The organism is Streptomyces sp. NPDC050704, from assembly GCF_040654355.1.
In the GTDB taxonomy this organism is placed as follows: domain Bacteria; phylum Actinomycetota; class Actinomycetes; order Streptomycetales; family Streptomycetaceae; genus Streptomyces.
In genome coordinates this window covers 20,402-44,844 of the sequence record NZ_JBFAHW010000022.1, presented here as the reverse complement: position 1 = coordinate 44,844, position 24,443 = coordinate 20,402, and the positions used below count along the sequence as shown (strand labels likewise).

The following is a 24,443-nucleotide window of genomic DNA, read 5'->3' as shown; positions in this document are numbered from 1 at the left end:
TCGGTCGTGCTTCCTGCGGCTCGCGGCCGATGAGCGGCGGGGGCGGCCCGTCGGGTTCAAACCCACACGCGGATCCGGCTGGGCAGGCTGCGGCTTCTTCGACTCGGCCATCACGCAGCCACCCGCTTCGTGGCCGGGTCCCAGGTGCAGGACTCGAAGCCCTTCTGCTTCACATCTCGGCAGATACCGGGCTGATGCTTGGGCGACCGGCGGCAGTAGTGGTCCGGGTGCTCGGGGCAGCGGGATCCGCAGATCGTCGCGTCGTACCGGCCGATGCCCCACACGATCGCCCGGCAGGCGAACAGGAACTCCCACGAGAAGTCCTCGAAGTCCCGCTCCCAGTCGTTCGGGATCCGCAGCCGGAAGTCGCCGTGGTCGAACGATGCGACCGCGTACTCGGCGGTCCCCCGGTACTCAAGGTTGTGATCCTCGGAGTTCAGGATCTGCTGGCCGACAGCCTTGACGGCGCCGGGAAAGCGGGCCTCAGCGGAGGCGGCCTCCTCGACAACCCAGGCACGGAACTTCTCCTCCGACCAGTCCCTGACGTCGCCCCGGCCCGCGGTGACTTTCTCCTGCCAGTAGCCCGGGTTGATGTCGTTGTGGCTGGACTCGCGGAACAGCCGGAACAAGTCGACCGGCGGGTAGACGGAGAAGGCGAAGGAGAAGCCGTCGCCGCGCACCATCAGGTTGTGCGGCCACGTCACCAGGTCGAAGCGGTAGAAGCTGCCCGTCGGGTCCGTGAAGGCGAAGTGCCGGTACATGCCCTGATCGAGCAAGACCGTCATCTCGTGGCCGCGCGTGTCAGCGGCGAACCGGGCAGCGGAAGCGGCGTAGTCGGTCATGCCGCACCTCGCATCGACTTCGGCCCGCGGGAGATCGCGCGAGCGGACTCCTGCACGGCGTCGTGGATCGAACTCAGCGGCGCCATACCGTCCGGATGCCAGGCGACCAGCAGGCTCGACATCGCCAGCACCATCGCGTCCAGGCGCTTCAACTGCGCCTCGGTCAGGTGGTCCTTTGCGACACCCGACCGGATCAGCTCGCCGACCTTGCCGTGACGGCTGTCCCGCTTGTACCGCTTGCCGTTCACCTGCGGCTGCCGCTTACGGATCGTCTCCGCCGACATGCCGAACAGCTCCAGGTAGATGAAGTCCTGGACGTCCCGGAAGTCCTCACGGTCACCGCCAGCGCCGGAGATGGCGCGAGTCACGGCCCGGTAGTCGCTCATCTCGCGGAGGCGGGCCTCACGCTGCGACTCGACCTGTTCCTTCAGGACGTCGAGTTGCGGCAGAGGCGCATTCGGCTTGATCGCACCGCCGCGCGTCCAGTACGCCTCGATCGCATCCGCGGTCTCGGTCTGGAAGGCGACGAGGGTCGGGCGGACGTCGTCCGCAACGCGGTTCTCGTTGACGTTGGCCATCAGCATGAGGAAGCTGCGGACCGTCGTGGCGGCCATCGTGTAGGCCTTGCCGTCAGCGCCAGTTGTGACCGTCTCGGTCACAACTCCCCAGGAGCGGGACTTGAGCTTGCGGAGCTGCGGCGAATAGGCGAGGCCCAAGTCGTCGACAGCAGGCTTGAGGATGACGTGCGGCTGACCGTCGATCAGCTTCGTATGGATGGATCCGGCGGACAGATCGAGCTTCACGACCTCGGCAGGCTGGGAGGGCGTCGTCATGCCGCACCGCCGGGAAGGTTGAGCAGCGAACGGGACCAGCCGTCCGGGAGGTGAGCGGCGAGGCCATCCGTCAGCCACTCGGGGCGGTCCACGCTGTCCCGGTTCGGGGAGCCCTCGACGCGGGTCTGCTGCCAGTGGAACGAGCTGATCTCGTGGCCGAGCTCGCCGGACTTCAGGCGCCGCGGGCCGTACACCGCAACGTGCGCCCACTCGCGCTCGCCCTCGTCGGGCGTCTCCTTGCGGAACAGCTCCAGCAGAACGCTGCGCGGAGCCATCGTGCGGCGCGTGATCGGGTCGTACAGGTCGGATGCTCCCGCCGCGGGGAACATCACCTCAAAGGAGGTCTTCCGGTAGAAGTACTCTTCAGGCACGTGAAGCACCTTTCGTTTCGTGAGTTCGTGAGGTGTGGATCGCGCGGCTCTCGGGCCGCGGAGCCCCGGCTGCCGGTGTGTGAGAGCCCGGCGGGTGGGGCTTTTTGATGGCTAGCCCGCGAGCTGGAGGTCGGTCGGCTTCTTCCGGGGCGAGCTGCGCGCTTCCGGGGGGCGGGAGTCGTGCTCTGCCTGGGGGTCCGGGCTGTCCTGGGCTTCGAGCCAGGCGTCTATCTGGTCGATCGGGTAGGCGAGCTTGCGGCCTCGAACGACCGGCTTGGGCCCTTTGCCGAGGTGGCGGTAGTTCCAGAGCGTCTTGACGGTCACGCCCATGCGGTGGGCGGCTTCGGGGGTCCAGACGTGGCCGGGCGGCGGCTGCGTGGGGGTCTTGGCGGGCCTGGGCACCTGGTCACTCCTTCCTGTAGGGGGGTGTTTCAGTGACGGCATGTCCCTGTTTTGGGGACACGGGGGGCAAAAAAATAACCAGCACGGCGACACCGAGAGCTTCCGCGATGGCGTGCGCGTCATTGACGTCGAGATTGTCGAGCTCTGCGGTGAGGAGGCGCCCGATCTGGGAGCGGGATACGCCGCTCGCTTCCGCAAGGTCGCGGACGGTGTAGGGGGCCCCGCGACCTGGGCATTCCATGGTCTTCTTGAAGTAGTCCAGGTCTCTCAGGACGTAGCGCACGCTCAATGGATCTCCCCGTTGCGGAGGTGCCTTTCACTGCCCTTGAGTCAACTCGATTAGGGACAGATTGTCAACAGATTCGGGACATTGGAAGGTTGGGTATCGGCAAAATCTGTGGCTGGATAGCATTGATCTGTGGACGATCCGTCCCGGATCCACGATGGTTGTACGGACTGACCTGCTACTTTTCCGGCGCAGACTCCCCCACCCAGAGACAGTCGGTGTAGAAGTGCCACGAGAGGACAACGAGGACATGACGGCTCCGGCCAAAGCCCCAGACCCTGGTGCGGCCGAACCTTCCCCTGTCGGCGCACTCTCACAACTAGTCGAAGAGGCCAACACCTCTGGCATCACCTACCAGGAGATGGCCGACCGTGGCGCCGCAGCCGTAACCGGCACCCGACTGCCCCGACAGTGGTACCAGAAACTCGTCAAGAATCCGCCCGCGAACCCGCCGTCACTGGAACAGATGGAAGCCCTCGCCGCCGCCACAGGCAGGCCGCTGCGGCGCATCAAAGAGGCAGCCGCAGAACAGTGGCTGCAATACGAGGCCACGGAACTCGCCGGCTACGACGAGGAAGTGCGCATCATCGTCGGCCACCTGGCGGGCAAGTCCAAAGCCGAGCTGATGAAGTGGCGTTACATGATCGAAGCCGAGGAGCGGGCGCGACGCGAGGCCGGAGACTGACACACCGTCACCGGACCGGTCGGTCAACTGACCATGAATGTCCGTAAGTAGACATTTCTTCAATCGATTGTCGGCGACTCCCTGTAGACGTACCCTTCACCAACCGTGCGCTTCCGGCCGATCTGGCTCAAGATGCACGGCCGCAACGCGGGGAGGGTTCATGCTGGATGTCGCCTACAAGACCGTCGATGACCTCACGCCTGGCAGGGCTGCGAGAATCGATGAAGATCGCGGAACCATAAGAGTCTGCCTCGACGAGCACGCGCCCCTCGCCGACGTCGTGCGGCAGCTGAACGTCGAGATCGACCAGCTCATGGCCTCAGTCCGCTGGTTCCAACTATGGAACGACGAGATCGTCTCCCGCGCCACCCCCGGCAGCCCGCTCCAGATCGAGTACGTCTTCATGAAGGAACTGCCGAGCGGCGTTGGCATAGCTGAGAAGAAGGGGCTCGTGAGGGTCTACATCAACCCCATTCTGACCACGGCCCAGTTCGCCGCCGCCATGAACCCGGCCACCGACGAACAACTTGCCGCCGGCCGCTGGTTCCAGATGTTCGCCGGGGAGATCATTGACAACGGCCCCGAGCCGCTGAGCAAGGTCTGACCGAACGGGGGGGCGACAGTGCCGGGATACATCGAAGACCGCTGGTTCAAGAAGGACGCCAAGGGCAAGTACACGATCCCGACGGCGCGCCACGGCCAGGGCAAGCGCTACAAGGTCGCAGGGATCCCCGGAGTCCGGGCCAGGTCCTTCCCCGACAAACAGAAGGGGGCGGCGGAGAAGTGGCTCACCAACTCTATGGCCGACAGCGACAAGGGCGAGTTCATCGACCCGCGCGACGGCAACATTCTCCTGCGCGAGTACGTCGAGAAGCATTGGTGGCCGGCCCGCACCGGAGATCCCGCAACGCTCGAAACCGTGAGCCGCAGACTCCGCAATCAGATCCTTCCCTACCTAGGCAGCCTGTCTCTGCGGCAGATCAAGGTCGAGACTCTCCGCAAGTGGCTCAAGGACCTTGAGGGGGTGATCGCCCCCGGCACGGCTGTGACCGTGTGGCAGTATCTCAACAACATCCTCGACTGTGCCGTCGACGACGAGCGCATCCGGAAGAATCCGTGCCGGGCCAAGACGATCAAGGCCCCGACCAAGGCGCCGACCAAGGCTCGCGCCTGGGCCCGGGACCGGGTCGGTGCCGTGCAGGCGAACCTGCCAGAGCATTACCGGATCCTCGTCGACATCGGCGCCGGCGCCGGCCTCCGCCACGGCGAGACTCTGGGGCTCGCCGTGGAGGACATTGACCTTGAGGGCGGCGTCCTCCATGTGAACCGGCAGATCCGCACCGTCGCCGGGAAGCTGGTGTTCTCGCTCCCGAAGGGGAACAAGACCCGGACCGTGCCCATCCCGGAGCATCTCGCGTCTCGTATCAAGGCGCACCTGGCCGCCTACCCGGCAAAGGCTGTGACGCTGCCCTGGAAGGATCCGCGGCCGCCGCAGACCAAGCTGGAGGCGAAAGAGCGGGCCCCGCAGACGCACCGGCTGCTCGTAACCAACCGCAACGCGTCCGCGGTCCGCGCAAACATGTGGAACGAGCACTACTGGAAGCGCGCCCTTGCTGCCGCCGGGATCATCCCTGCCCCCGTGAAAATACAGCGGAAGGATGGGCGCGGGAACCGTCTCGTGTACCAGTCCTCGCACGAATCCGGCTTCCACTGCCTACGGCACACATTCGCCTCCGTACAGCTGGACGCGCGGGAGAATCCCGTGGCAGTCTCGAAGTGGCTCGGCCATGCCGATGCGGCGATCACGCTGAAGGTGTACGGGCACTTCCTGCCCGAAGCGGACGGCAGGGGCCGGCAGGCGATGGACGCCTGGTTCGCGAGTGGTTCAGATTCCGCAGCGATCTCCCCAGATCCTCCCCAGGACCGCGAGGCCTCCGCCGGAGAGTGCGAATTCACCCCTGTCGACGACGTTGAGACGCCACCCTCTGATGCCCTCGATGATGGGTCTGACCTGCAAGAAGATGCCGCGTAGAGCCGCTGCGAACTGCCGCAGCTCCTCGGCGAGGTACAGCCAGACCACCACCCGGTAGCGATTCAGATAGAACTTGACGGGCGTGACGAAGCCCAGGCGTGCGAACCGTGTGAACCGCGCGGTCGTCACATCCATGAGGACCGCGCCCTCCGAGGTGCCGACCGTCTTGACGCGTTCTCGCAGCGCATCCGGGAATCCGCTCTCGGAACTCACCCGGTCGATCTCGGCGCGTGCGACACGGTGGCCTCCGCCGCCTTCGTCCGGGACGGTACGGATGCGTCCGAGGAGTACGGCGAGGTCGAACTCGCCTCGTTTGAGCCCCAGTTCTCGCGCGGCGCGGCTCTGTGCGAGTGACGTCCTGGCCACCGGGGCGGTGGCCGGGGTCACGGTGGGCATGACGGACTGCGTGATGGTGTTGCCGGACATGATGGTTCTCCCCCGTGCAGCGATGTGCGCTTGCGTGCGCTTGCTTCGAGAAAAACCGTAGCCGGTTCGCCGGATCTCGCGCCGGACCTGTGGATAACTTTGGCCACAGCGGCGTCAATGCAGCTCAGAGATCTATTGCGGGTGCGTGTTCCGGCTGTCGGGCATCGACGTGGAGGTGTTCGCCGACGCGGTTGACGAGCAGCGTCATCTCGTAGGCGACCTGGCCGATGTCGGCCTCCGCCGCGCTGAGCACACACAGACAGCTGCCGGTGCCGGCCGCCGTGACGAAGAGCACGGCGTCGTCGAACTCGATCATCGTCTGGCGCACTCGGCCCGCGCCGAAGTGGCGGCCCGATCCCTTCGCCAGGCTGTGCAGTCCCGACGAGACGGCGGCCAGGTGCTCGGCGTCCTCCCGCCTGAGCCCTGTGCTCGCGCCGGTCACCAGCCCGTCGTTGGACAGCACCAGTGCGTGCCGTACGTGTTCGACCCGCTCGGTCAGGTCGTCCAGCAGCCAGCCAAGTCCCTGATTCTCAGCCATGATCCGTCTCCCCGTGGATGTGTGACTCCCCCTGGCCGGAGGATCTGATCAGTCACCCTTCCCCACTGCCGTCGTCCGGGCAAGGAGGATAGGGGCATGGCACACAAGATGACCGATGAGGAATGGCGAGCGTTCGTCTCGCAAGGAACCCGCACTGGCAAGTTGTCGACCGTCAGGGCTGACGGGAGCCCGCATGTGGCGCCCATCTGGTTCGTTCTCGACGGAGACGACCTGGTCTTCAACACGGGGAAGGACACGGTCAAAGGACGGAATCTGGCCAGGGACGGCCGGGTCGCCCTGTGTGTGGACGACGACCGGCCACCGTTCACGTTCGTCGTCCTGCAGGGGCGCGCCCGGATCTCGGAGGATCTCGACGAGCTCCGGCTCTGGGCCGGGCGCATCGGGGGCCGCTACATGGGCGAGGAGCGGGCCGAGGAGTTCGGCGCACGCAACGGCGTGCCCGGCGAACTCCTCGTACGCGTGAGGATCGAGAAGGTACTCGCTCAAGCCGCCGTCGCGGACTGAGCGGGTCTTCGCCCCAGCCGGCTGTGAGGCCTCTCGTCAACCGACCGTGAGGCCTCACATCGGTCGCCTGTATCGGTCGGCTGCGGGGATTCTCGTCAGCCGACCGAGTCGAGCAGCCGGGCGGTGTGCATCCGCCCGGCGTACTCGACGAGGCGAATCAACACCTCCTTCCCCGAGTCGCGGTCACGGGCGTCGCAGAGCACCACGGGTGTTCCCTGGTCGAGGTCGAGAGCGCGTGACACGTCATGCGCGCCGTAGGTACGCGAGCCCGTGAAGCAGTTGACGGCCACCACGAACGGGATGTGGCGGTGCTCGAAGTAGTCCACCGCCGGGAAGCAGTCCTCGAGTCGTCGGGTGTCCGCGAGGACGACGGCGCCGAGAGCCCCTTGCGACAGTTCGTCCCACAGGAACCAGAACCGGTCCTGTCCGGGCGTGCCGAACAGGTAGAGCGACAGGCCGGATCTGATGGTGATGCGGCCGAAGTCCATGGCGACGGTCGTTGTGACCTTCTGGTCCACACCGTCGGTGTCGTCCACCGACTGGCCTGCCTCACTCAGCAGTTCCTCGGTGCGCAGTGGCCTGATCTCGCTGACGGCGCCCACCAGGGTGGTCTTGCCCACGCCGAATCCGCCGGCAACGAGGATCTTCAACGCCAGGGCGGCCGTCTCACCGCTCGTGGCGTCGGAGTGTTCGGAGACCATCGATCACTTCTCTCGGGAGTGCCGGCAACGGTCGACGTGAGTACAGCCGTGAGTACAGGTGTGCGGAGTCAGCATCATGACAACTGCGGCTCCGTTTCGAGAGGTTGGACCACTAATTGAGCGTTCTGACCGTCTCGCGCCCACTCGGTGCCCGGATGGGCACCGATCGCGGCGCGGGACCGCTCGGCTGGTGTTCTGATCCACCATCTACAGCGCCCTCAATCCCTCGATGACCTCGCGCAGGATGCGCTCGTCGGGCAGCTGCGCGGGCGGCACCGGACGGCTGACCGTGACACATCCCCGCTCCAGCAGGTCGCCCAGGAGAACCCTGACCACGCCCACGGGCAGGTCGGCGTCGGCTCCCAGTTCGGCGACCGACTGGGTCTCGAGACGGCAGAGTTCGATCAGGGCCCGGTGTTCCGGACCGAGTGAGGTGTCGTCGCCGACGTCGGGTGCTCCCGTGTCCAGGGAGACGAGCGCGATCAGGTCGAAACGCACCCCGCTGGGGCCGGACTTGGTGCGCCCGCCCGTCATCGCGTACGGACGGACGAGCGGCCCGGCGTCGTTGTCGTACCACTGGCTGCCCGGCTGTTCAGGAGGGCTTGTACGGTCCTGGGTCATGTGTGCCGAACCCCCTCACTCACCCGGCCGCGGGTGGTTGCGCGCCGACGCGCGGCGCCGAGTGGAGATGCTCGCCCACTCGCTTGACCAGGCGTGCCATCTCGTAGGCGACCAGTCCGATGTCGGCCGTCACGGCGCTGAGAACGGCCAGGCAGGAACCGTCGCCGGCGGCTGCCACGAAGAGGAAGCCGTCGTCCATCTCCACCATCGTCTGGCGCACGCCCCCGGCGCCGAAATGGCGGCCCGCCCCCTTGGCCAGGCTGTGGAAGCCGGAGGCGACCGCGGCAAGATGCTCCGCGTCCTCGCGCCTGAGGTCACTGGACGCGCCCACCGCGAGTCCGTCGTTGGACAGCACCACGGCATGCCGCACCTCGTCGACGTGCAGCACCAGGTCATCCAGTAGCCAGTCGAGTTCGCCGGAGCGCTGTGCGGTCCTCATGCCCGGATCCTGGATCATGCGGGGTCTCCTTCGCTGCTGTCGCTGCCCGCTACAGGGCCGGGGGTGGCGCCGAGGCCGGGTGTACGGCCGCCACCGCGGGCCCATCCGTCGCGGTAGGCCGCCATGCGGTCCCGTACCGCTTCGGGGGTGCGCTCTTCGTCGTCCCGGCGCCCCGCGGCCTCCGCCGGCTCTGCCGGACGTTCTTCGCGCAACTGCGGGGCGAGACTGGCCTGTCGTACGCGCCGGGGGAGCCCGTCGGACTCCTCGGCCCGGGTGTCGCCCTCGGCGTCGTCGGCGTCGTTCTCGGGGCGGTGCAGGCGCAGCGCGGTCACGCCGGGCGGGTGGCTGTCGCGCGAGCCGCCCATGGAGGCTTCCGCCGCGGTCTGCAGAGGGGCCACCAGGGCGGGCCGTTCGTTCATTGCCTCCACGGAGTCCCGCTTCGGGGCCGGAGCGGGCACGCGCGCGTACTCGCGTTCCGCGGGCCGTTCCGCCTCCGCCTTGCGGGTACCGGAACGTTCCTCCGCCCCGGTGTGCAGCAGCGCCGTGGGGAGCAGGACAACCGCTGTGGTGCCTCCGTAGGGCGAGGTCCGGAGGTGCACCTTGATCGCGTGCCGGGCCGCGAGCCTGCTCACCACGAAGAGGCCGAGCCGGTCGCTGTCGAACAGGTCGAGTGCCTCTGACTGCTCGATGCGGTGGTTGGCCTCGGCGAGAGTCTCCTTGCCCATGCCGAGTCCCCGGTCCTCGATCTCCACGGCATAGCCGTTGCCGACGGGCTCGCCGGTGATCCGCACCCTGGTGTGAGGCGGTGAGAACTGGGCGGCGTTCTCGACGATTTCGGCCAGGAGGTGAGTGAGGTCGGCGACCGCGGTTCCGATGACCGATGTCTCCGGGAGTTGTCGTACCTCCACGCGCGCGTAGTCCTCGACTTCGGAGACGGCCGCGCGGACCACGTTCGTCAGGGAGACCGGCATCCGCCAGGCCCGGCCCGGGGCTGCTCCGGAGAGGATGATCAGGCTCTCCGCGTGGCGTCGCATGCGCGTGGTGAGGTGGTCGAGCCGGAAGAGGTCGCTGAGCTCGTTCGGATCGTCGGAGCGGCGCTCCATGCTGTCCAGCAGGTTCAGTTGGCGGTGTACGAGGACCTGACTGCGGCGGGCGAGGTTGACGAAGACTCCGGAGATGCCGCTGGCGAGTTCCGCGCGTTCGACCGCGGCGCGCAGGGCGGCGCGGTGCACGGTGCCCAGGGCTTCCACGACCTGCCCGGTCTCGTCCTCCGCGGGAGGCCCGGACGGAGCCTCCGCACGGATGTCGATCTCCTCCCCGGCGCGTAGTTTCCGCATGGCGTGCGGGAGTTTGCGCCGGGCGATCTCCAGTGCGGTGTTGCGCAGGCTCACCAGCTCGATGACGAGGCCTCGTCCGATGCGTACGGAGATGACGAGTGACGCGGCCACCGCGACGAGCCCCAGGAGGACCGCGGCACCGGCCGCTGAGAGCAGCCCGCGCCGGAACGGGTCGGCCCGGTCCGCGACACCACGGCCGGCGTCCGCCTCGATCGCCCGCATGTCGTCCTGCACGCGCGCGTGCGCGGCGTTCCACCTCGCCTCGGGTGCGGCATCGAGCACCCTGCCGCCGGGCCGGGTCGCGAGCGCCTTGTCCTCGGCGGCGTGGACATCGCCGTACGCGCTCCCCTCCGCGAGGTCCTGCCAGGCGGTTCGTTCGGGTCCACGGAGATCGGCGACAGCGGCCTCGGTGAGCAGCCTGCGCGTGTCGACGGCGCCGGTGAACATCCGCAGCCGCTGCCCGTCGAGGCTCCCGGCGAGCCGGGCGCCGGCGAGCACCGCGTCCTCCTGCGCCAGGGACTCCCCCGCCCTGGAGAACTCGAGCAGCACGCGCGCGTCGGAGCCGATTTCGGCGTCCTGGATGCCGGTGAGCGCTCCGCCCACTCCGAAGGCGGTCGAAATGGTCTCGGTATACCGCTCGTACGTGTCGTCCCAGCCGGTGCGCCGGTCGAGTACCCCGGTCCGTACGGAGCGCAGCTGTTCGGCTCGGGTGACGAAGGCTTCGAGGCGCCCGGCCACTCCGGAGGGCAGCTCTTCGCTGTCGGCGACGGTGTTGTGATCCCCGAGGCGCAGCTCCGCCACGGTCCGGTCGGTGCGTGCCGCCAGTTTCTTGAGGTCGGCCTCCTGGTCGGCGGCGGGTTTGGTCGCGTAGCGCACGGCCGCCGTGCGTTCGTCCTGGAGCGCGGCGACGGCCGCGGCGACCGGAGCGCGCACCTGGGAGTCCACGCGCTGCAACTGCCGCAGCCGTGAGACGTCCTGGGCGGTGGTGACAGTCGCGTACGCCCAGAGAGCGAGCAGGGAGACGACGGGCACCATCAGCAGGCAGACGATCTTCGCCCGCACTGTTCGGGGGCGCAGACTCCACTCGCCCGCGCGTATGGGCGCGTCAGGTGGCACTGTGCCCGCGGATTCGTCCTGGTCGGTGACTTCGTCGGCCGGCCGTCCGGCGTGCGCGCGGCGGCCCCGCACCGGGGTCGGCGGCGGCTGGGAGCCGTTGATGGGGGTCCTACGGGGTGTACGCATGGCCTCCTCGCTCGGAGTGGTTCGGGGGGCGCGCCTGCCGGGTTGCCGGTCCGGGCCCACCACTAGCGGGCGACACTCTCGACGGGCTGCTGGGCCGAGGCGGAAGCCTCACGCTCCCCCGCGGTCGGGGAGAGTGCGACGAACGCCGATGTCAGGAAGAGATAGGACCCGAGGCCGACGGCGAGGGGGAAGATGAACTGCATCGCCGTGGCCCCGGGCAGAGCGTCGCCCGACGGGGAGACCCGCACGCTGACCGCGATCATTCCGGTGTAGTGCATGCTGCTCACCGCCGCTCCCATGACGAGGGAGGCGACGGCGACCGCGATAGGCGACTTGATGTTCAACGCCGCCCACAGGGCAGCGGTTGCCGCGACCACGGCGATCACGACTGAGATCCCGACGAGCACCGGGTCGTATGTCACGCCCCCGTGCAACCGCAGTGCGGCCATGCCCAGGTAGTGCATGCTCGCGACGCCAAGGCCGGTGGTGAGCCCGCCGAGGAAGAGGGCGCGGCCGCGGTCGCGACCGTAGCCCACGGCGAAGACGCCCGCGCCGACCACGACCATGGCGACGAGCAGACTGACGATGGTCAGTGGCACGTTGTAGCGGATGTCGGTGCCGCCCACGCTGAAGCCGAGCATCGCCACGAAGTGCATCGTCCAGATGCCCGTGCCGATCGCGGAGGCCGCCGTGAGAAGCCAGTTGCGGCGCGAGCGCCCCGAGGCGCCCAGCGCGCGGACCGTGCAGCGCAGCCCGAGGGCGGCGCCCATGCAGGCCATCACGTACGACAGTGCGGGGGTCAGCCAGCCGAAGGTGGCGTGGTCCAGGTGTCCCATGGCTCCGGAAGCTAGTCCTGCACAGGGCGCACACAGGGGGCGCATTTCGAAAGCTGTTGCAATATGACGTAGCGGTGCACCTGAACGATCGCGTCACGCTCGAACATGTGCACCGCCTCGCGTTTCGCGTCGGCGTTCGATCACACTGCTCGCCGCCGGTGCGAGAACATGCGGTGCATGAGCGACGACCACACGCATGTCCAGGAGTTCTTCACGGCCCGCGCGGCCGATTGGGACGACCGCTTCCCCGACGACGGCCCGGCGTACGCGGCGGCGGTCGCCGAACTCGGGCTGCGGAGGGGCGACCGCGTACTCGACGCGGGCTGCGGTACGGGGCGGGCCCTGCCGCCGCTCAGAGACGCTGTGGGGCCCTCCGGGGTGGTTCTCGGCGCGGACCTGACCCCGGCCATGCTGGAGGCCGCCGTACGGGCGGGCCGGGACCGGCTGGGACAGTTGTTGGTCGCCGATGTGGCCGGGCTCCCGTTGCGTACGGAGTCGCTCGACGCCGTCTTCGCGGCCGGCCTCGTCGCCCACCTCCCGAATCCGGCCGAGAATGTGCGGGAGTTGGCGCGGGTCGTCCGGCCCGGCGGGACGCTGGCGCTGTTCCATCCGATCGGCCGGGCCACTCTCGCGGCGCGCCAGGGCAGGCAGCTCACGCCGGACGATCTGCGCGCGGAGGCCGTCCTCGGTCCGCTGCTGTCCGGCTCCGGCTGGCGCATGACGTCGTACGTGGACGAGCCCGCCAGGTTCCTCGCACTGGCCGAACGGCTGCGCTGAGGCCGCGACTCACGGGATTCCGGATAGCCGAGCCGCATGGTCGCCGCCCACCGGAGGCTGGTGCTTTCCGGCACGCGCGCGTGGCCGCCGTCGGCGTAGGCGCCCTCTTCGTAGGAGGCGATTCCGCTGTCGCCCGCGGTGAGGGGGACACGGATCGAGGTCGACCTCCGTGAGAACCAGCAGTGGGACGAGGTCGGGCCGCCGGTGGGCGAGCACGATCGCCACGGCGCCGCCCGTACTGCGGGCGATCAGCTCCGCCTCGGTGACGCGAGCCTCGTCGAGTGCCGTCACCGACGCGTCCGCATGTCCCACGAGGGCGATCTCCCGTTGCCTGCCGAGGAGTTCGACGATCCCTTCCGGTGCGGAATCCTCAACCGTCGTACGCACCATGAGCCGGGCCGAACTCGCCCGACCGCGGGCCACGATCGCCTCGCTCGACGGGACGGCCACGGACGCTTCACGACACCGTCCCCCTTCTGATGTCGAAGATTCAACTCTACGTTGAATAGCAGCAGGTGGACGATCGGCGATGGCAACCACGCAGGGGGAAGGTGCCCGTATGTCCGGCATGGTGGACAGACTCCGCAAGTTCTTCGCACGCCTGGAATCGACCGAGTCCCAGGAGAACCGTCCTCCCCGGAAAGACCGCCCGGAGAAGCGCACACACAACCTGTTCGAAGCCGCCGCGGCCTACGTGTCGGCGTGCGCCGAGGATGATCAGGACGGGATCGACGAGGCCGCGACCTGGGTGTCCCCGGAGGCGCTGTCGTTCGGGGTCAACGAGTTGGCGTGCCGGGCCGTCATCGCCCTCGCCCGGGAGCGTGACGAGTCGCCGACGGCCGTGGCGCGGACGCTGCTCGGTCTGCCCGTGGCCTGACGACCGGCGAGAACCTGCCGGTACCTGACGGCGGACCGAGACAGGGCGGGGGCGGAAACCAAGCCGTGACGGATGGTCGTTTCGCCCCTGTCCAGGGGGATAACCGCAGCTCCGTGCACGTTCAGGACCCGTGACAACCGCCGCGGGAGCGCATTAGGGTGCGCCGACGGATGTAGTGGATGGGGAGGCTGGGATGGCCGGGACGGACGATGGGGCCGTCGCCACCGGCGACGATGACGATGACGCGCTGTATGTGTTGACAGCTGTGCTCCTGACACCGGCGCAGTTCCCCAGCGTGCTGGGCGACGACTACCCGGAGGCGTGCTCGACGCTCGGTCTCGCGCCCCTTGCCGACGGGTACGGCCTGGTGCTCGGCCAGGACGGGGACGGGGCGCGGTGGACGGTCGTCATCGACGACGTCTCGCTGGTCGCCGTCGCCATCGCGTCCTGGGACTGCGGCATGGAGTACGACCTGTCGCCCGACGACCGCACGATGGTCGCCGCGCTGCCCGGGTGGCCACTCCCCGTCGCTGTCGCGGCACCCGATGTGCCCGCCCCGCACGACCCTTCGCCCGAAATCGCGGAACAGGAGCCGCTGGCTCCGCCGGACACGTCCGCCTGGGGCCCGGCGCAGCGACGGCTGGGCGCCGACGAGATCGCGCTCCAGTGGGCGGCCTGGCGAGAGCAGATCGACGACGAGGAGTTCGCCACCCCGGACACCGAGGCGTCCACCGGGGATGCCGTGCGGAGCGGCGACGCCGACGAGGACGGTGCGAGCGAGCCTCCCAGCGGCATCCGGCGCGTGCTCGCCGAAGCGCACGCGTACGTGGACACGCCGCCGCCCCTCGGCCGGGTGCGCTCGTCCTTCGCACCGGGTGACGCGAGGACCCTGCGGGCCGACGGGCCGGGCTGGTCGATGGTGGCCAGGACCGACGACATCGCGTTCGTACTGCTCGACGAGAAGCCGGGAGAGGTTCTTACTGTCGGCCGCGGAGCCGAGCTGCCCGGCCTGCTGGACGCGCTGGACAAGATGGCGGTCCGCCCGAGCTGAACCCGGGGGGACGGACCACGGGATCGGCACTGCGGCCGATCCCGCCGTGGCTACCGGTCTGCTTTCGCCCCGCTCACTGTCTGGGCGGCGTGGGCACACAGCCGCCCGCGGACCGTACCGTCGGCAGGTCCGCGAGCGGCGACATGGTCAGCTCCTGCGCCCCGGAAGGGAACTGACCGGATCGGTGGTGCCTCAGTGACCGAGCTCCTTGCGGGTAACGCGGCGCAGCCTGCGCCGCTGTGAGGGGTCCAGCGTCAGATACGCTGCCGCCGGAACTCCCAGGACGATCAGAAGGGCAGCCCACCAGGGCAGCCAGATGAGCAGGATCAGTCCGGCCGCCACACCCCCTGCGGCGATCTTCGCGTTCTTCGACATGTACGTCGCCTCCTTCGCGGCCACTGCCGCTCTCTGTCTTGAGAACGGGTCCGTGCTCCCCGCGGTTCCAGGACCAGACCCTGATACGACCCTGAGTGTGCCCCCTATTCGACCCTGAGGGGTTCCCCGACCTCGTACATGTGCCGCAGCGCCTGACGGTAGGAGTCCACGAGTCCCGTCTCCGCGTAAGGGATACCCAGATCTCGGCAGTGGGCGCGCACCAGGGGCCGGACCAGTCGCAGATGAGGGCGGGGCATGCTCGGGAACAGGTGATGCTCGATCTGATAGTTGAGGCCGCCGAGGAACCAGTCGGTCACGGCGCCGCCACGGATGTTGCGGGAAGTGAGCACCTGGCGGCGCAGATGACCCCACCCCTCGCCGTCGGGGTCGGGCATCTCCATGCCCTTGTGGTTGGGCGCGAAGGCCATGCCCAGGTGGAGTCCCAACAGTGCCTGGTGAAGCGCGGCGAAGGCGAGGGCCGTGCCGAGGGACATGGAGGTGAGCAGCAGCGTCACGTACGCGGCCACATGCGCCACCAGGAGGAAGGCCTCCTGTACGCGCTCACGGGTGGGCTGCCGGCGCAGGTCCCGAAAGCCGTAGAGCTTCAGGGCGACGCCTTCGAGAAGGGTGAGCGGGAAGAAGAGCCAGGCCTGGTTGCGTGTGAGCCAGCGCCGGAAGCCGACCCGGTCCGTGGCCTGGTCGCTGGTGAAAACCAGGACGTCGGCCGCGACATCGGGGTCCTTGTCGATGTGATTGGGGTTGGCGTGGTGGCGGTTGTGCTTGTCGTTCCACCACGAGTAGCTCATACCGAGCAGCAGATTGGCGTGGATCAGTCCGATCAGACGGCCGACGGACCGGTTCCCGGTGATCTGGGAATGCCCGGCGTCATGGCCTATGAAGGCCGTGCGGGCGGAGAGTACGGCGAGTATCGGGGCCAGCAGCAGTACCCACCACGAGTGGCCGATCAGGACGATGCCCGAGACGACGCCGGCCAGGGCGAGCGCGTTGACGGCGATGGCCAGCGCGTACCAGCCCTGCCTGCCGTCGAGGAGACCCTGGCCCTTGACGGTGCGCAGCAACGGCGTGAACTCGCTGCCGGTGGAGGCCCGGGGAGGATGTTCCGCGATGGCTGTGGAGGAGTGGGGCATGGCGGTCTCCGGTCTCTGACGGAAAGGCTGAACGGAAAGGGCTGACCTCAAGAAACGTACGGATCAGTGACCTTGGGCGACCATGGCGCCACCACCCGTGTTCACCCGGGGAAGACCCCCGGCCCTCCGGTGGCACTGACGACACCCCCGAGACGAAAGTGACCGGGGTCACGACCAGGTCACGCCTGCCGGGCATCCGCAGTGCTGTACCCTCGGCGACTCCGACTCCAGCTAGTCAAACTTGAGGAATGCGTCATATCTGTGCAGAGGATCCCTGCGGCGACCCCGTCCGAGATCTCCGAGCTGGCCCGCTGTTGCGCCGTCTTCATGCCTGCCGATCCGGCCCGTACGGGCAGCATCGCCTTCTGGTTGCCCGATGGTGAAGACCCTCCTGTCATCAGGTCCGGATCCGTCGAGGAACTGACCGTCGTCCTGCCCGGCGAGGACGGTGTCGAACTGGGCAGCGTGCCGGCGGTCCTGCTGCCGGTGCGGGCGGCTTTGCCGGTACTCACGCGCGCGCGTGCCGCCGCGCGGGCACACAGGGCGACCGCGTTCTGGGGTGCGGCGGCCGTGCTCGCGCTCCAACTCGCCGCACGGGGGCTGCTGCTGCCCGGTCTGAGCGTCGGTGACCACGACGCGTGGCGTGCCGGCCCGCTGGGAGCGGCGGACCTGGAGCGGATCCGTGAACTGGCCGCCGCGATGCCGCCCCAGGCGCATGCTGCGCCGGTCGACGAGAGCGAACCGCTGCGCCTGCCCGATCCCGAGCGGCTGTTGCGCGCGTTCCTCGACGCGGTCGCCGACACGCTGCCCCGCTCCCCCGCCGCGACGCTCGCGGCCGGCAGCCCTGCCTTCGCCGTTTCGGAGCCGCAGCATGTGCCGGAGCAGCGTGCGTGGGCCGCCGCCGTCGCCGCCGGGCACGACGCGGGCGTACGGGTCTCGCTGCGGGTCGAGGTGCCGGGCCTCGCCTCGGCCGTACCGGACGAGACCCGGCTGCCGTTCCGGGCGGTACTGCAACTGCACAGCGTGAGCGACCCGACCCTGGTGGCCGATGCCTCGGAGGTGTGGGGCGGGTCGAGCCCGGGCTTCGGTCCGCGCGCGCGGATGGACGCCCTGCTCGCGTTGCGGCGCGCCGCACGGGCCTGGGCTCCGCTCACCCCCCTGCTGTCTGCGACCGTGCCCGACTCCATCGAGCTCGCCGACGAGGAGGTCGCCGAACTCCTGGGTGAGGGTGCCCGATGGCTCACGGCCGCCGGCGTGGAGGTGCACTGGCCCAAGGAGCTGGCACGCAAGCTGACGGCCCGCGCGGTCATCGGCCCACCGGACGACGAGCAGGGCCCCGGCAAGCCGACGTCGGACACACCGTCGTTCCTGTCCGCCGACGCACTGCTGGCCTTCAACTGGTCGTTCGCACTGGGTGATCGGCAACTGACACGGCAGGAGCTGGACCGGCTCGCCGAGGCCAACCGTCCCATGGTGCGGCTGCGTGACCAGTGGGTGCTCGTCGACCCGCACGAGGTGCGCCGCGCCCGCGCCCAGCAGGACCGCAAGGTCACGCCGATGGACGCGCTGAACGCCGCTCTGACGGGTTCCACTGAGGTCGACGGCCACCGGGTCGACGTACGGCCCACGGGATGGCTGGCCACGCTGCGGGAGCGCCTCTCGGACCCGGAGGGGCAGGAGCCGGTCGGGCAGCCCGCCGCGCTCGCCGCGACGCTGCGCGACTACCAGTTGCGCGGGCTCAACTGGCTGGCCCGGATGACTTCCCTGGGACTGGGCGGCTGCCTCGCCGACGACATGGGCCTGGGCAAGACGATCACGCTGATCTCGCTGCATCTGCACCGGCAGAGCGATGAGACGGCCGCGGGCCCGACCCTCGTCGTGTGTCCGACGTCCCTGATGGGCAACTGGCAGCGCGAGATCGAGAGGTTCGCTCCGGGTACTCCCGTTCGTCGCTTCCACGGCGCGCGGCGAAGTCTGGAAGGTCTGGCCGACGGCGAGTTCGTACTGACGACCTACGGCACGATGCGGCTGGACGCGCCACGGCTGGCCGAGGCGTCGTGGGGCATGGTCGTCGCCGACGAGGCCCAGCACGTGAAGAACCCGTACTCGGACACGGCCCGGCAGCTGCGGACCATCGGCGCACGCGCGCGCGTGGCGCTCACCGGAACTCCGGTGGAGAACAACCTCTCCGAGCTGTGGGCGATTCTCGACTGGACGACACCTGGCCTGCTGGGCAGGCTCGGCACCTTCCGCACCCGGTACGCGCAGGCCGTGGAGGGCGGGCAGGATCCCGGGGCGGCGGACCGACTAGGCCAGCTCGTACGGCCGTTCCTGCTGCGTCGCCGCAAATCCGACCCGGGTATCGCCCCCGAGTTGCCGCCGAAGACCGAGACCGACCGTGCCGTGTCGCTCACCAAGGAGCAGGCGGGTCTGTACGAGGCGGTGGTCCGCGAGACCCTCGCGGAGATCTCGGGCGCCGACAGCATGGCGCGGCGCGGCCTGATCGTGAAGCTGCTCACCGGGCTGAAGCAGATCTGCAACCACCCGGCGCAGTTCCTCAAGGAGGACAGTCCGAAGATCGCGGGACGTTCCGGAAAGCTGGAGCTGCTGGACGAGTTGCTCGACACCATCCTCTCCGAGGGGGCATGCGTTCTGATCTTCACGCAGTACGTGCGGATGGCACGCCTCATCGAGCGGCACCTGAGCGCACGCGGCGTGAGCTCCCAGTTCCTGCACGGAGGTACCTCCGTCCCGCAGCGCGAGGCCATGGTGCAGCGCTTCCAGGAGGGCGAAGTACCCGTCTTCCTGCTGTCGTTGAAGGCCGCGGGCACCGGCCTGAACCTGACACAGGCCGAACACGTCGTGCACTACGACCGCTGGTGGAACCCGGCCGTCGAGGCTCAGGCCACCGACCGGGCGTACCGCATCGGGCAGACCCGGCCGGTGCAGGTGCACCGGCTGATCGCCGAGGGGACGATCGAGGACCGCATCGCGGAGATGCTGCTGCGCAAGCGGGAGTTGGCCGACGCGGTGCTCGGCTCCGGGGAGGCGGCCCTCACCGAGCTGACCGACTCGGAACTGGCCGACCTGGTGGAACTGCGAGGAGGGGCCCGATGAGCGACCCGTACGAAGATGCCCCGGAGCGCACCTTCGCCGCCCTGCCGCCCGCGCACGGCCGGGGATTCGCACAGACCTGGTGGGGACAGGCCTGGCTCAAGGCGCTGGAGGACGCCGCGATGGACTTGCAGCAGTTGAAGACCGGCCGCAGGCTCGCGCGCGCGGGAGCGGTGGGCGCCGTGTCGGTGCGCCCGGGGCGCATCACCGCGGTGGTCCAGGACCGCGACCGCACCTCGCACCGCGCCGATGTCCTGCTCCAGGAGCTGTCCGAGGACCAGTGGGACCGCTTTTTGAGCATGGCGGTGGAGCGGGCCGGGCACATCGCGGCGCTGCTCGACCGCGAGATGCCGCCGCATCTGGTCGAGGACGCCGCGGCGGCCGGTGTCGAACTCCTGCCCGGCCTGGGCGATCTGGAGGCGGAGTGCGACTGCGGCGCGTGGGACCACTGCGGTCACACCGCGGCCCTCTGCTATCAGGTGGCGCGGCTGCTGGACCAGGACCCGTTCGTGCTGCTCCTCATGCGCGGTCGCGGCGAGCGGGAGCTGCTGGACGAGTTGCAGGTCCGCAGCGCGCCTCGGACCGAGGCGACTCCCGCGCGACAGCAGACGCACGAGGGCGTGGACGCCGCTGAGGCGTACGCGGCCGGGGACATCCTGCCGCCGGTGCCCGCCGCGCCTCCCGTGCCCGTAGAACCGGGACTGCCGCCCTCCCTGGACACGGAGACCGAGCCCGCGCCCGGTGTCGATCCGGCCGCGTTGGAGTTCCTGGCGACGCAGGCTGCCCGCGAGGCACACCGACTGTTGGCCGAGGCCGTCAGGGCCGGGCACGAACAGCACTCCATAGAGGCCGAGTTGACGTCGGCGCAGGACGCCGTGCGGCTGGCTTCGAGCGCTCCGGCGGCTTCGGTGACCGCCCGACTCGCGGAGGGGTCGGGGCGGGACCGGGAGGGGCTTGCGCTCGCCGTCCGTGCCTGGGAGTACGGCGGCGTGCCCGCGCTCGACGTGCTGGAGACGGAGTGGACGGTGGAGGCGGAAAACCTCGCACGCGCGCGCGCCGCTCTCGCGTCGGCCTGGGAGGAGGAGCGGCCGCCACTGCGCGCGTCCCGCAATCGCTGGACCGTCGTCGGCGGGGCGGCACAGGTGCGTCTGGGGCCGGACGGCCGCTGGTGGCCGTATCGCAAGGAGCGGGGGCGCTGGACCCCCGCGGGGCCGGCGTCCCCGGACCCGGCGACGGCGCTCGCCCTGGCCGAGGGGCAGGAGTGACACCGGGCGGGAAGGCACGAAGGACACCGCCGTCGTTCACCGGATGAGTGGTGGACGCTCGTTGTTCATCCATCGGCGGTTCGGCGTTCGGTGCGGGGGCGAAATCTTGCCGCTGTCACCGAACTTGTGCCCCTGGAGGCCCGATGTCCCCGAATGCCGCCGTCCGGCGCCGCGTCCGCCGTTCCGTCGCCGGCGGCGTGCCGCTCGCCCTGCTGGCCGGCCTCGCGGTGGCCGGTACGGCGGTCGGCGCGCCCTCGGGGGACGCGCGTGTCACGGACTCCGTGACGCTCGGCGATCTCCCTCTCGGGACGTTCAGCAACGCGCTGCTGCCGGGCACGGTGGACGACGACCGGGGCGTGGACCTCGGCGGCATCGGCAGCGACATCTACCCGGCGGGCCGCAAGGGCGAGTTCTGGACGGTCACCGATCGCGAGCCCAACGGCCAGATCAAGGTGGACGGCAAGAAGCGCCGCACGTTCCCCGTGCCCGGCTTCGACCCCGCGATCGTGAAGATCCGAGTGTCCGGCGACACCGTGAAGGTGCTGGCCTCGATACCCGTAACCACCACCTCCGGGAAGGCCGTCACCGGCCTGCCCAACCAGGAGGGACGCGACGAGGCGCCGTACTCCTACGACGCGAAGACACCGCTCACGTACAACCCGAACGGGCTGGACACCGAGGGCATCGTGCGTGCGGCGGACGGCAGTTTCTGGCTCGTGGACGAGTACGGGCCCTCGTTGGTCCACGTCTCCGCGCGCGGGAAGGTGCTCACCCGGTACGTGCCCAAGGGGCTGAACCTGACCGGGGCGGACTACCCGGTGGTCGAGGCACTGCCCGCCATCCTTCTGCACCGGAAGGTCAACCGCGGTTTCGAGGGACTCGCCCAACTTCCGGGCGGGGACCTGGTGATGGCCGTCCAGAGCCCCCTGTCCGTACCGGACACGGAGGCGGGTGAGGCGTCCCTGACGACGCGCCTGCTGCGCTTCTCGCCGAAGAAGCGGGCCGTCACCGCCGAGTACGCGTACCGCTTCGACCCGGTGAACGTGGTCGACCCGGGCGAGGACGACACGTCCGAGCTGAAGATCTCCTCCGTGGTGGCCGTCGGACGCGACCGGCTGCTCGTCGAGGAGCGCACCGACAAGGCCGCTCGCTTGCAGGTGGTGCAGCTGAGCCGACGAGCGGACATCCTCGGCGACAAGTGGGACGACGACACCACCTCCCCGTCCCTGGAGCAACTCGACAACCCGGCCGCCTCCGGTGTTCCGGTGCTGCGCAAGCGTCTTGTCGTCGACCTCGGCCAGGTGGAAGGGATACCCGGGAAGATCGAGGGTGTCGCGCGCGTGGACCACGACACGCTCGCGCTGATCAACGACAACGACTTCGGTATGACGGACGGCCCGGAGGCGTTCGACGCACAGGGACGTCTGGTGGACAGCGGCATCGAGACCACGGTGACGTACGTACGGCTGCCGCGCGGGTTCTGAACGCCGGGCTCCGTTCGGCGTTTTCACGCGACTACGCGCGCGTGGTTCAGTTCGGCTGCGCGTGTGCCTCACTTCCGCTGCGCGCGGCTCACTTCAGCGGCTTGGTGAGCTTGCGGCTTCCCTCACCGACGTCCGCGGCCAGGCTGCAGGCGACTTTGTCTATGCCGATCCCGAAGCCCGAGGGGTCCGGATACTGCACCAGGGTGCCGCGAACCGTGCCGGCGGGCTGCCGGGCCGCCTTGGTGTCCAGGGGCTTCTCGCAGAGGTCCGATGCCGCCTTCTTGAGGCCGGCATCGGTCGTGTACGTGCCTTCCAGTTCGGCCACCTTCACGACTTCGGCGTCATGCGCCGCGCGGCACGAGCGCTTGGAGGCCTGGCCGGGCCGGCTGTCGTCGATGTCGAAGCAGTCACCGGTTCGCAGCATGTAGTACGGCACCTCGTCGCTCGCGAGGGACGGGAGCAGCGAGTCAAGGCCGCTCGGCAGATCACTCGGCAAGTCGGACGGCAGATCGCTGGGCAGGGAGGGCAGTTCGCTGGGCACCTCCGACGGGATGCTCAGCGACGGCGTCGGCAGACGACTGGTGCTCGCGCTGCTCTCCGCGGGCGGGTCCTTGTCCGACGAGCCGTCGCCGCTGGTGGCGACCAGGGCCACGGCGGCTCCGGCCCCGATCACCACGAGCACGGCGAGCAGGACGAGGAGCATGGTGCGGCGGCGTCCCGGGCCGCCCGGTGGTCCGGGCGGCGGTGACGGTGGTGGCTGCCAGCCTCCGCCGCCCCCCTGCCATGGCGGGCCGTTGCCTCCAGGAGGAGGTCCGTAACCCCCTGGAGGAGGTCCGAAGCCTCCGGGCGGCGGGCCGAACCCGCCACCGCCCGGAGGCGGTGCGTCGTCCGGCGGCCGAGGAGGCTGGGGCGGTAAGGGCGGCGTGGCCATACCGTCAAGAGTCGCCTCGAACCGGTCATGACGCGACCCCTGCGCGGAAGTTGATACGGACTCATGGCATGGATCGCATGATTCCGGAGATTTCCGCGCAGGAGTCTCCCATCGGAGGCGAAATCAGCCTCGGGCACCCAGCAGGTGGTCCATGGCCAGCTGGTCCAGGTGCTCGAACGCCATCCCGCGCGCGGCGGCCGCCTCGGCGTCGAAGCCCTCGAAGGCCGTACGGTCCGCGAGCAGCCCCTGGAGTCCGTCCGCGGCGGTCGGCTGCGCCAGTTCGTCCAGGCGCGAGGCCCGCAGTGCTTCCTGGACCTCGGGGTCGGCCCGGAAGGCCGCCGTGCGGTCGCGCAGGATCAGGTAGTTGCGCATGCAGCCCGCGGCCGATGCCCACACGCCGTCGTAGTCCTCGGTCCTCGGCGGCTTGAAGTCGAAGTGCTTGGGTCCTGCGTAACCCGCCGTCTCCAGGAGGTCGACCAGCCAGAACGCGGCACGCAGATCTCCCGCTCCGAAGCGCAGGTCCTGGTCGTACTTGATGCCGGACTGGCCGTTGAGGTCGATGTGGAAGAGTTTGCCCGCCCATAGGGCCTGCGCGATGCCGTGCGGGAAGTTCAGCCCGGCCATCTGCTCGTGGCCCACCTCGGGGTTGACGCCGTACAGCTCGGGCCGCTCCAGGCGCTCGATGAACGCCAGCGCGTGCCCGACCGTCGGCAGGAGGATGTCGCCGCGGGGCTCGTTCGGCTTCGGCTCGATCGCGAAGCGCAGGTCGTACCCCTGGGTGGTCACGTACTCACCGAGGAGGTCGAAGGCCTCCTTCATGCGGTCCAGCGCGACGCGTACGTCCTTGGCGGCACCGGACTCGGCGCCCTCGCGGCCGCCCCAGGCCACGTAGATCTGCGCGCCGAGTTCCACCGCCAGGTCGATGTTGCGGATCGTCTTGCGCAGCGCGTAGCGCCGTACGTCCCGGTCGTTGGCGGTGAAGGCGCCGTCCTTGAACACGGGGTGCGTGAACAGGTTCGTGGTGGCCATCGGCACGGTCATACCGGTCGTGTCGAGAGCCTGCCGGAAGCGCTTGATGTGCGACTCGCGTTCGATGTCCGAGGATCCGAAGGGAATCAGGTCGTCGTCGTGGAAGGTCACTCCGTAGGCGCCGAGTTCCGACAGGCGCTGCACCGACTCGACCGGGTCCAGGGCGGCCCGGGTGGCGTCGCCGAACGGGTCCCTTCCCTGCCAGCCGACGGTCCACAGGCCGAAGGTGAACCTGTCCTCGGGGGTGGGCTGGTAGTTCATGCCGCGGCTCCTTGC

25 protein-coding genes and 2 pseudogenes are annotated in these 24,443 nt (G+C 69.3%); 10 read left to right on the top strand and 17 right to left on the bottom strand.

What is annotated here, in order from left to right:
- Positions 1 to 110: 110 nt before the first annotated feature.
- From AB0I18_RS15320 to AB0I18_RS15300, 5 genes are all read right to left on the bottom strand, one after another.
- A complete protein-coding gene (locus tag AB0I18_RS15320; protein ID WP_363105941.1) occupies positions 111 to 842 on the bottom strand; it encodes a hypothetical protein in 732 nt (243 codons plus the stop codon).
- The gene (locus AB0I18_RS15315; RefSeq protein WP_363105940.1) at positions 839 to 1,675 is read right to left on the bottom strand and encodes a phage antirepressor N-terminal domain-containing protein; all 837 of its coding nucleotides are present in this window, start codon (positions 1,673 to 1,675) and stop codon (positions 839 to 841) included. Before AB0I18_RS15315 ends, AB0I18_RS15320 begins: the two co-directional genes overlap by 4 nt.
- On the bottom strand, positions 1,672 to 2,046 hold the full coding sequence (locus tag AB0I18_RS15310; RefSeq protein WP_363105939.1) for a hypothetical protein: 375 nt from the start codon (positions 2,044 to 2,046) through the stop codon (positions 1,672 to 1,674). The genes AB0I18_RS15315 and AB0I18_RS15310 overlap by 4 nt, the downstream gene beginning before the upstream one ends.
- Positions 2,047 to 2,157: 111 nt before the next feature.
- Positions 2,158 to 2,448 (bottom strand): helix-turn-helix domain-containing protein, encoded by a 291-nt coding sequence (locus AB0I18_RS15305; RefSeq protein WP_363105938.1) that lies wholly within the window; start codon positions 2,446 to 2,448, stop codon positions 2,158 to 2,160.
- A gap of 4 nt (positions 2,449 to 2,452) precedes the next feature.
- Positions 2,453 to 2,731, bottom strand: a complete 279-nt coding sequence (locus tag AB0I18_RS15300) for a helix-turn-helix transcriptional regulator (protein WP_363105937.1) — start codon at positions 2,729 to 2,731, stop codon at positions 2,453 to 2,455.
- A 253-nt stretch (positions 2,732 to 2,984) separates the two neighbouring features.
- Here AB0I18_RS15300 and AB0I18_RS15295 point away from each other — a divergent pair, with 253 nt between their 5' ends.
- From AB0I18_RS15295 to AB0I18_RS15285, 3 genes are all read left to right on the top strand, one after another.
- Positions 2,985 to 3,419, top strand: a complete 435-nt coding sequence (locus AB0I18_RS15295; protein ID WP_363105936.1) for a hypothetical protein — start codon at positions 2,985 to 2,987, stop codon at positions 3,417 to 3,419.
- Positions 3,420 to 3,579: 160 nt separating this feature from the next.
- Positions 3,580 to 4,023: a hypothetical protein gene (locus AB0I18_RS15290; protein WP_363105935.1), complete on the top strand. Its 444-nt coding sequence runs from the start codon at positions 3,580 to 3,582 to the stop codon at positions 4,021 to 4,023.
- An 18-nt stretch (positions 4,024 to 4,041) separates the two neighbouring features.
- A complete protein-coding gene (locus AB0I18_RS15285; protein ID WP_363105934.1) occupies positions 4,042 to 5,451 on the top strand; it encodes a site-specific integrase in 1,410 nt (469 codons plus the stop codon).
- A gap of 3 nt (positions 5,452 to 5,454) precedes the next feature.
- Here AB0I18_RS15285 and AB0I18_RS15280 read toward each other — a convergent pair.
- A pseudogene (locus tag AB0I18_RS15280) lies at positions 5,455 to 5,847 on the bottom strand (DUF6397 family protein); the annotation flags it as partial.
- Positions 5,848 to 6,001: 154 nt separating this feature from the next.
- Complete coding sequence (locus tag AB0I18_RS15275; protein WP_363105933.1) at positions 6,002 to 6,415, bottom strand: roadblock/LC7 domain-containing protein; 414 nt, start codon at positions 6,413 to 6,415, stop codon at positions 6,002 to 6,004.
- A 96-nt stretch (positions 6,416 to 6,511) separates the two neighbouring features.
- On the opposite strand from AB0I18_RS15275, the gene AB0I18_RS15270 reads away from it, so the two are divergent.
- Entirely contained in the window at positions 6,512 to 6,940 is a 429-nt protein-coding gene (locus tag AB0I18_RS15270; RefSeq protein WP_363105932.1) for a PPOX class F420-dependent oxidoreductase, read from the top strand.
- A 95-nt stretch (positions 6,941 to 7,035) separates the two neighbouring features.
- Here AB0I18_RS15270 and AB0I18_RS15265 read toward each other — a convergent pair whose 3' ends face one another.
- From AB0I18_RS15265 to AB0I18_RS15245, 5 genes are all read right to left on the bottom strand, one after another.
- Entirely contained in the window at positions 7,036 to 7,641 is a 606-nt protein-coding gene (locus AB0I18_RS15265) for an ATP/GTP-binding protein (RefSeq protein WP_363105931.1), read from the bottom strand.
- A gap of 207 nt (positions 7,642 to 7,848) precedes the next feature.
- Positions 7,849 to 8,262, bottom strand: a complete 414-nt coding sequence (locus AB0I18_RS15260) for a DUF742 domain-containing protein (RefSeq protein WP_363105930.1) — start codon at positions 8,260 to 8,262, stop codon at positions 7,849 to 7,851.
- Positions 8,263 to 8,281: 19 nt separating this feature from the next.
- Positions 8,282 to 8,719, bottom strand: a complete 438-nt coding sequence (locus AB0I18_RS15255; RefSeq protein WP_363105929.1) for a roadblock/LC7 domain-containing protein — start codon at positions 8,717 to 8,719, stop codon at positions 8,282 to 8,284.
- Complete coding sequence (locus AB0I18_RS15250) at positions 8,716 to 11,280, bottom strand: nitrate- and nitrite sensing domain-containing protein (RefSeq protein WP_363105927.1); 2,565 nt, start codon at positions 11,278 to 11,280, stop codon at positions 8,716 to 8,718. The genes AB0I18_RS15255 and AB0I18_RS15250 overlap by 4 nt, the downstream gene beginning before the upstream one ends.
- 62 nt (positions 11,281 to 11,342) lie before the next feature.
- Positions 11,343 to 12,116 (bottom strand): MHYT domain-containing protein, encoded by a 774-nt coding sequence (locus tag AB0I18_RS15245; protein WP_363105926.1) that lies wholly within the window; start codon positions 12,114 to 12,116, stop codon positions 11,343 to 11,345.
- A gap of 177 nt (positions 12,117 to 12,293) precedes the next feature.
- Here AB0I18_RS15245 and AB0I18_RS15240 point away from each other — a divergent pair, with 177 nt between their 5' ends.
- Positions 12,294 to 12,893 carry a methyltransferase domain-containing protein gene (locus tag AB0I18_RS15240; RefSeq protein WP_363105925.1) on the top strand — a complete coding sequence of 200 codons (600 nt, stop codon included), beginning with the start codon at positions 12,294 to 12,296 and terminating at the stop codon, positions 12,891 to 12,893.
- Positions 12,894 to 12,922: 29 nt separating this feature from the next.
- Here the strand turns inward: AB0I18_RS15240 and AB0I18_RS15235 are convergent.
- Positions 12,923 to 13,199 (bottom strand): annotated as a pseudogene (locus AB0I18_RS15235) (alpha/beta hydrolase); the annotation flags it as partial.
- Positions 13,200 to 13,461: 262 nt separating this feature from the next.
- Between AB0I18_RS15235 and AB0I18_RS15230 the strand changes: the two are divergent.
- The gene (locus AB0I18_RS15230) at positions 13,462 to 13,770 is read left to right on the top strand and encodes a hypothetical protein (RefSeq protein ID WP_363106066.1); all 309 of its coding nucleotides are present in this window, start codon (positions 13,462 to 13,464) and stop codon (positions 13,768 to 13,770) included.
- A gap of 193 nt (positions 13,771 to 13,963) precedes the next feature.
- Positions 13,964 to 14,821 (top strand): hypothetical protein, encoded by an 858-nt coding sequence (locus AB0I18_RS15225; protein ID WP_363105924.1) that lies wholly within the window; start codon positions 13,964 to 13,966, stop codon positions 14,819 to 14,821.
- 192 nt (positions 14,822 to 15,013) lie between these two features.
- On the opposite strand, the gene AB0I18_RS15220 is transcribed toward AB0I18_RS15225, so the two are convergent.
- On the bottom strand, positions 15,014 to 15,196 hold the full coding sequence (locus tag AB0I18_RS15220; protein WP_363105923.1) for a hypothetical protein: 183 nt from the start codon (positions 15,194 to 15,196) through the stop codon (positions 15,014 to 15,016).
- A gap of 104 nt (positions 15,197 to 15,300) precedes the next feature.
- Positions 15,301 to 16,344 carry an acyl-CoA desaturase gene (locus AB0I18_RS15215; protein ID WP_363105922.1) on the bottom strand — a complete coding sequence of 348 codons (1,044 nt, stop codon included), beginning with the start codon at positions 16,342 to 16,344 and terminating at the stop codon, positions 15,301 to 15,303.
- A 261-nt stretch (positions 16,345 to 16,605) separates the two neighbouring features.
- On the opposite strand from AB0I18_RS15215, the gene AB0I18_RS15210 reads away from it, so the two are divergent.
- The 3 genes from AB0I18_RS15210 (at position 16,606) to AB0I18_RS15200 (ending at position 22,207) form a co-directional block, all read left to right on the top strand.
- Complete coding sequence (locus AB0I18_RS15210) at positions 16,606 to 19,461, top strand: DEAD/DEAH box helicase (RefSeq protein WP_363105921.1); 2,856 nt, start codon at positions 16,606 to 16,608, stop codon at positions 19,459 to 19,461.
- Complete coding sequence (locus AB0I18_RS15205) at positions 19,458 to 20,723, top strand: SWF or SNF family helicase (protein ID WP_363105920.1); 1,266 nt, start codon at positions 19,458 to 19,460, stop codon at positions 20,721 to 20,723. Before AB0I18_RS15210 ends, AB0I18_RS15205 begins: the two co-directional genes overlap by 4 nt.
- Positions 20,724 to 20,866: 143 nt before the next feature.
- A complete protein-coding gene (locus AB0I18_RS15200; RefSeq protein WP_363105919.1) occupies positions 20,867 to 22,207 on the top strand; it encodes an esterase-like activity of phytase family protein in 1,341 nt (446 codons plus the stop codon).
- A gap of 88 nt (positions 22,208 to 22,295) precedes the next feature.
- On the opposite strand, the gene AB0I18_RS15195 is transcribed toward AB0I18_RS15200, so the two are convergent.
- Positions 22,296 to 22,910 (bottom strand): hypothetical protein, encoded by a 615-nt coding sequence (locus AB0I18_RS15195; RefSeq protein WP_363105918.1) that lies wholly within the window; start codon positions 22,908 to 22,910, stop codon positions 22,296 to 22,298.
- Positions 22,911 to 23,261: 351 nt separating this feature from the next.
- On the bottom strand, positions 23,262 to 24,428 hold the full coding sequence (xylA, locus tag AB0I18_RS15190; protein ID WP_363105917.1) for a xylose isomerase: 1,167 nt from the start codon (positions 24,426 to 24,428) through the stop codon (positions 23,262 to 23,264).
- Between the last annotated feature and the right edge of the window lie 15 nt (positions 24,429 to 24,443).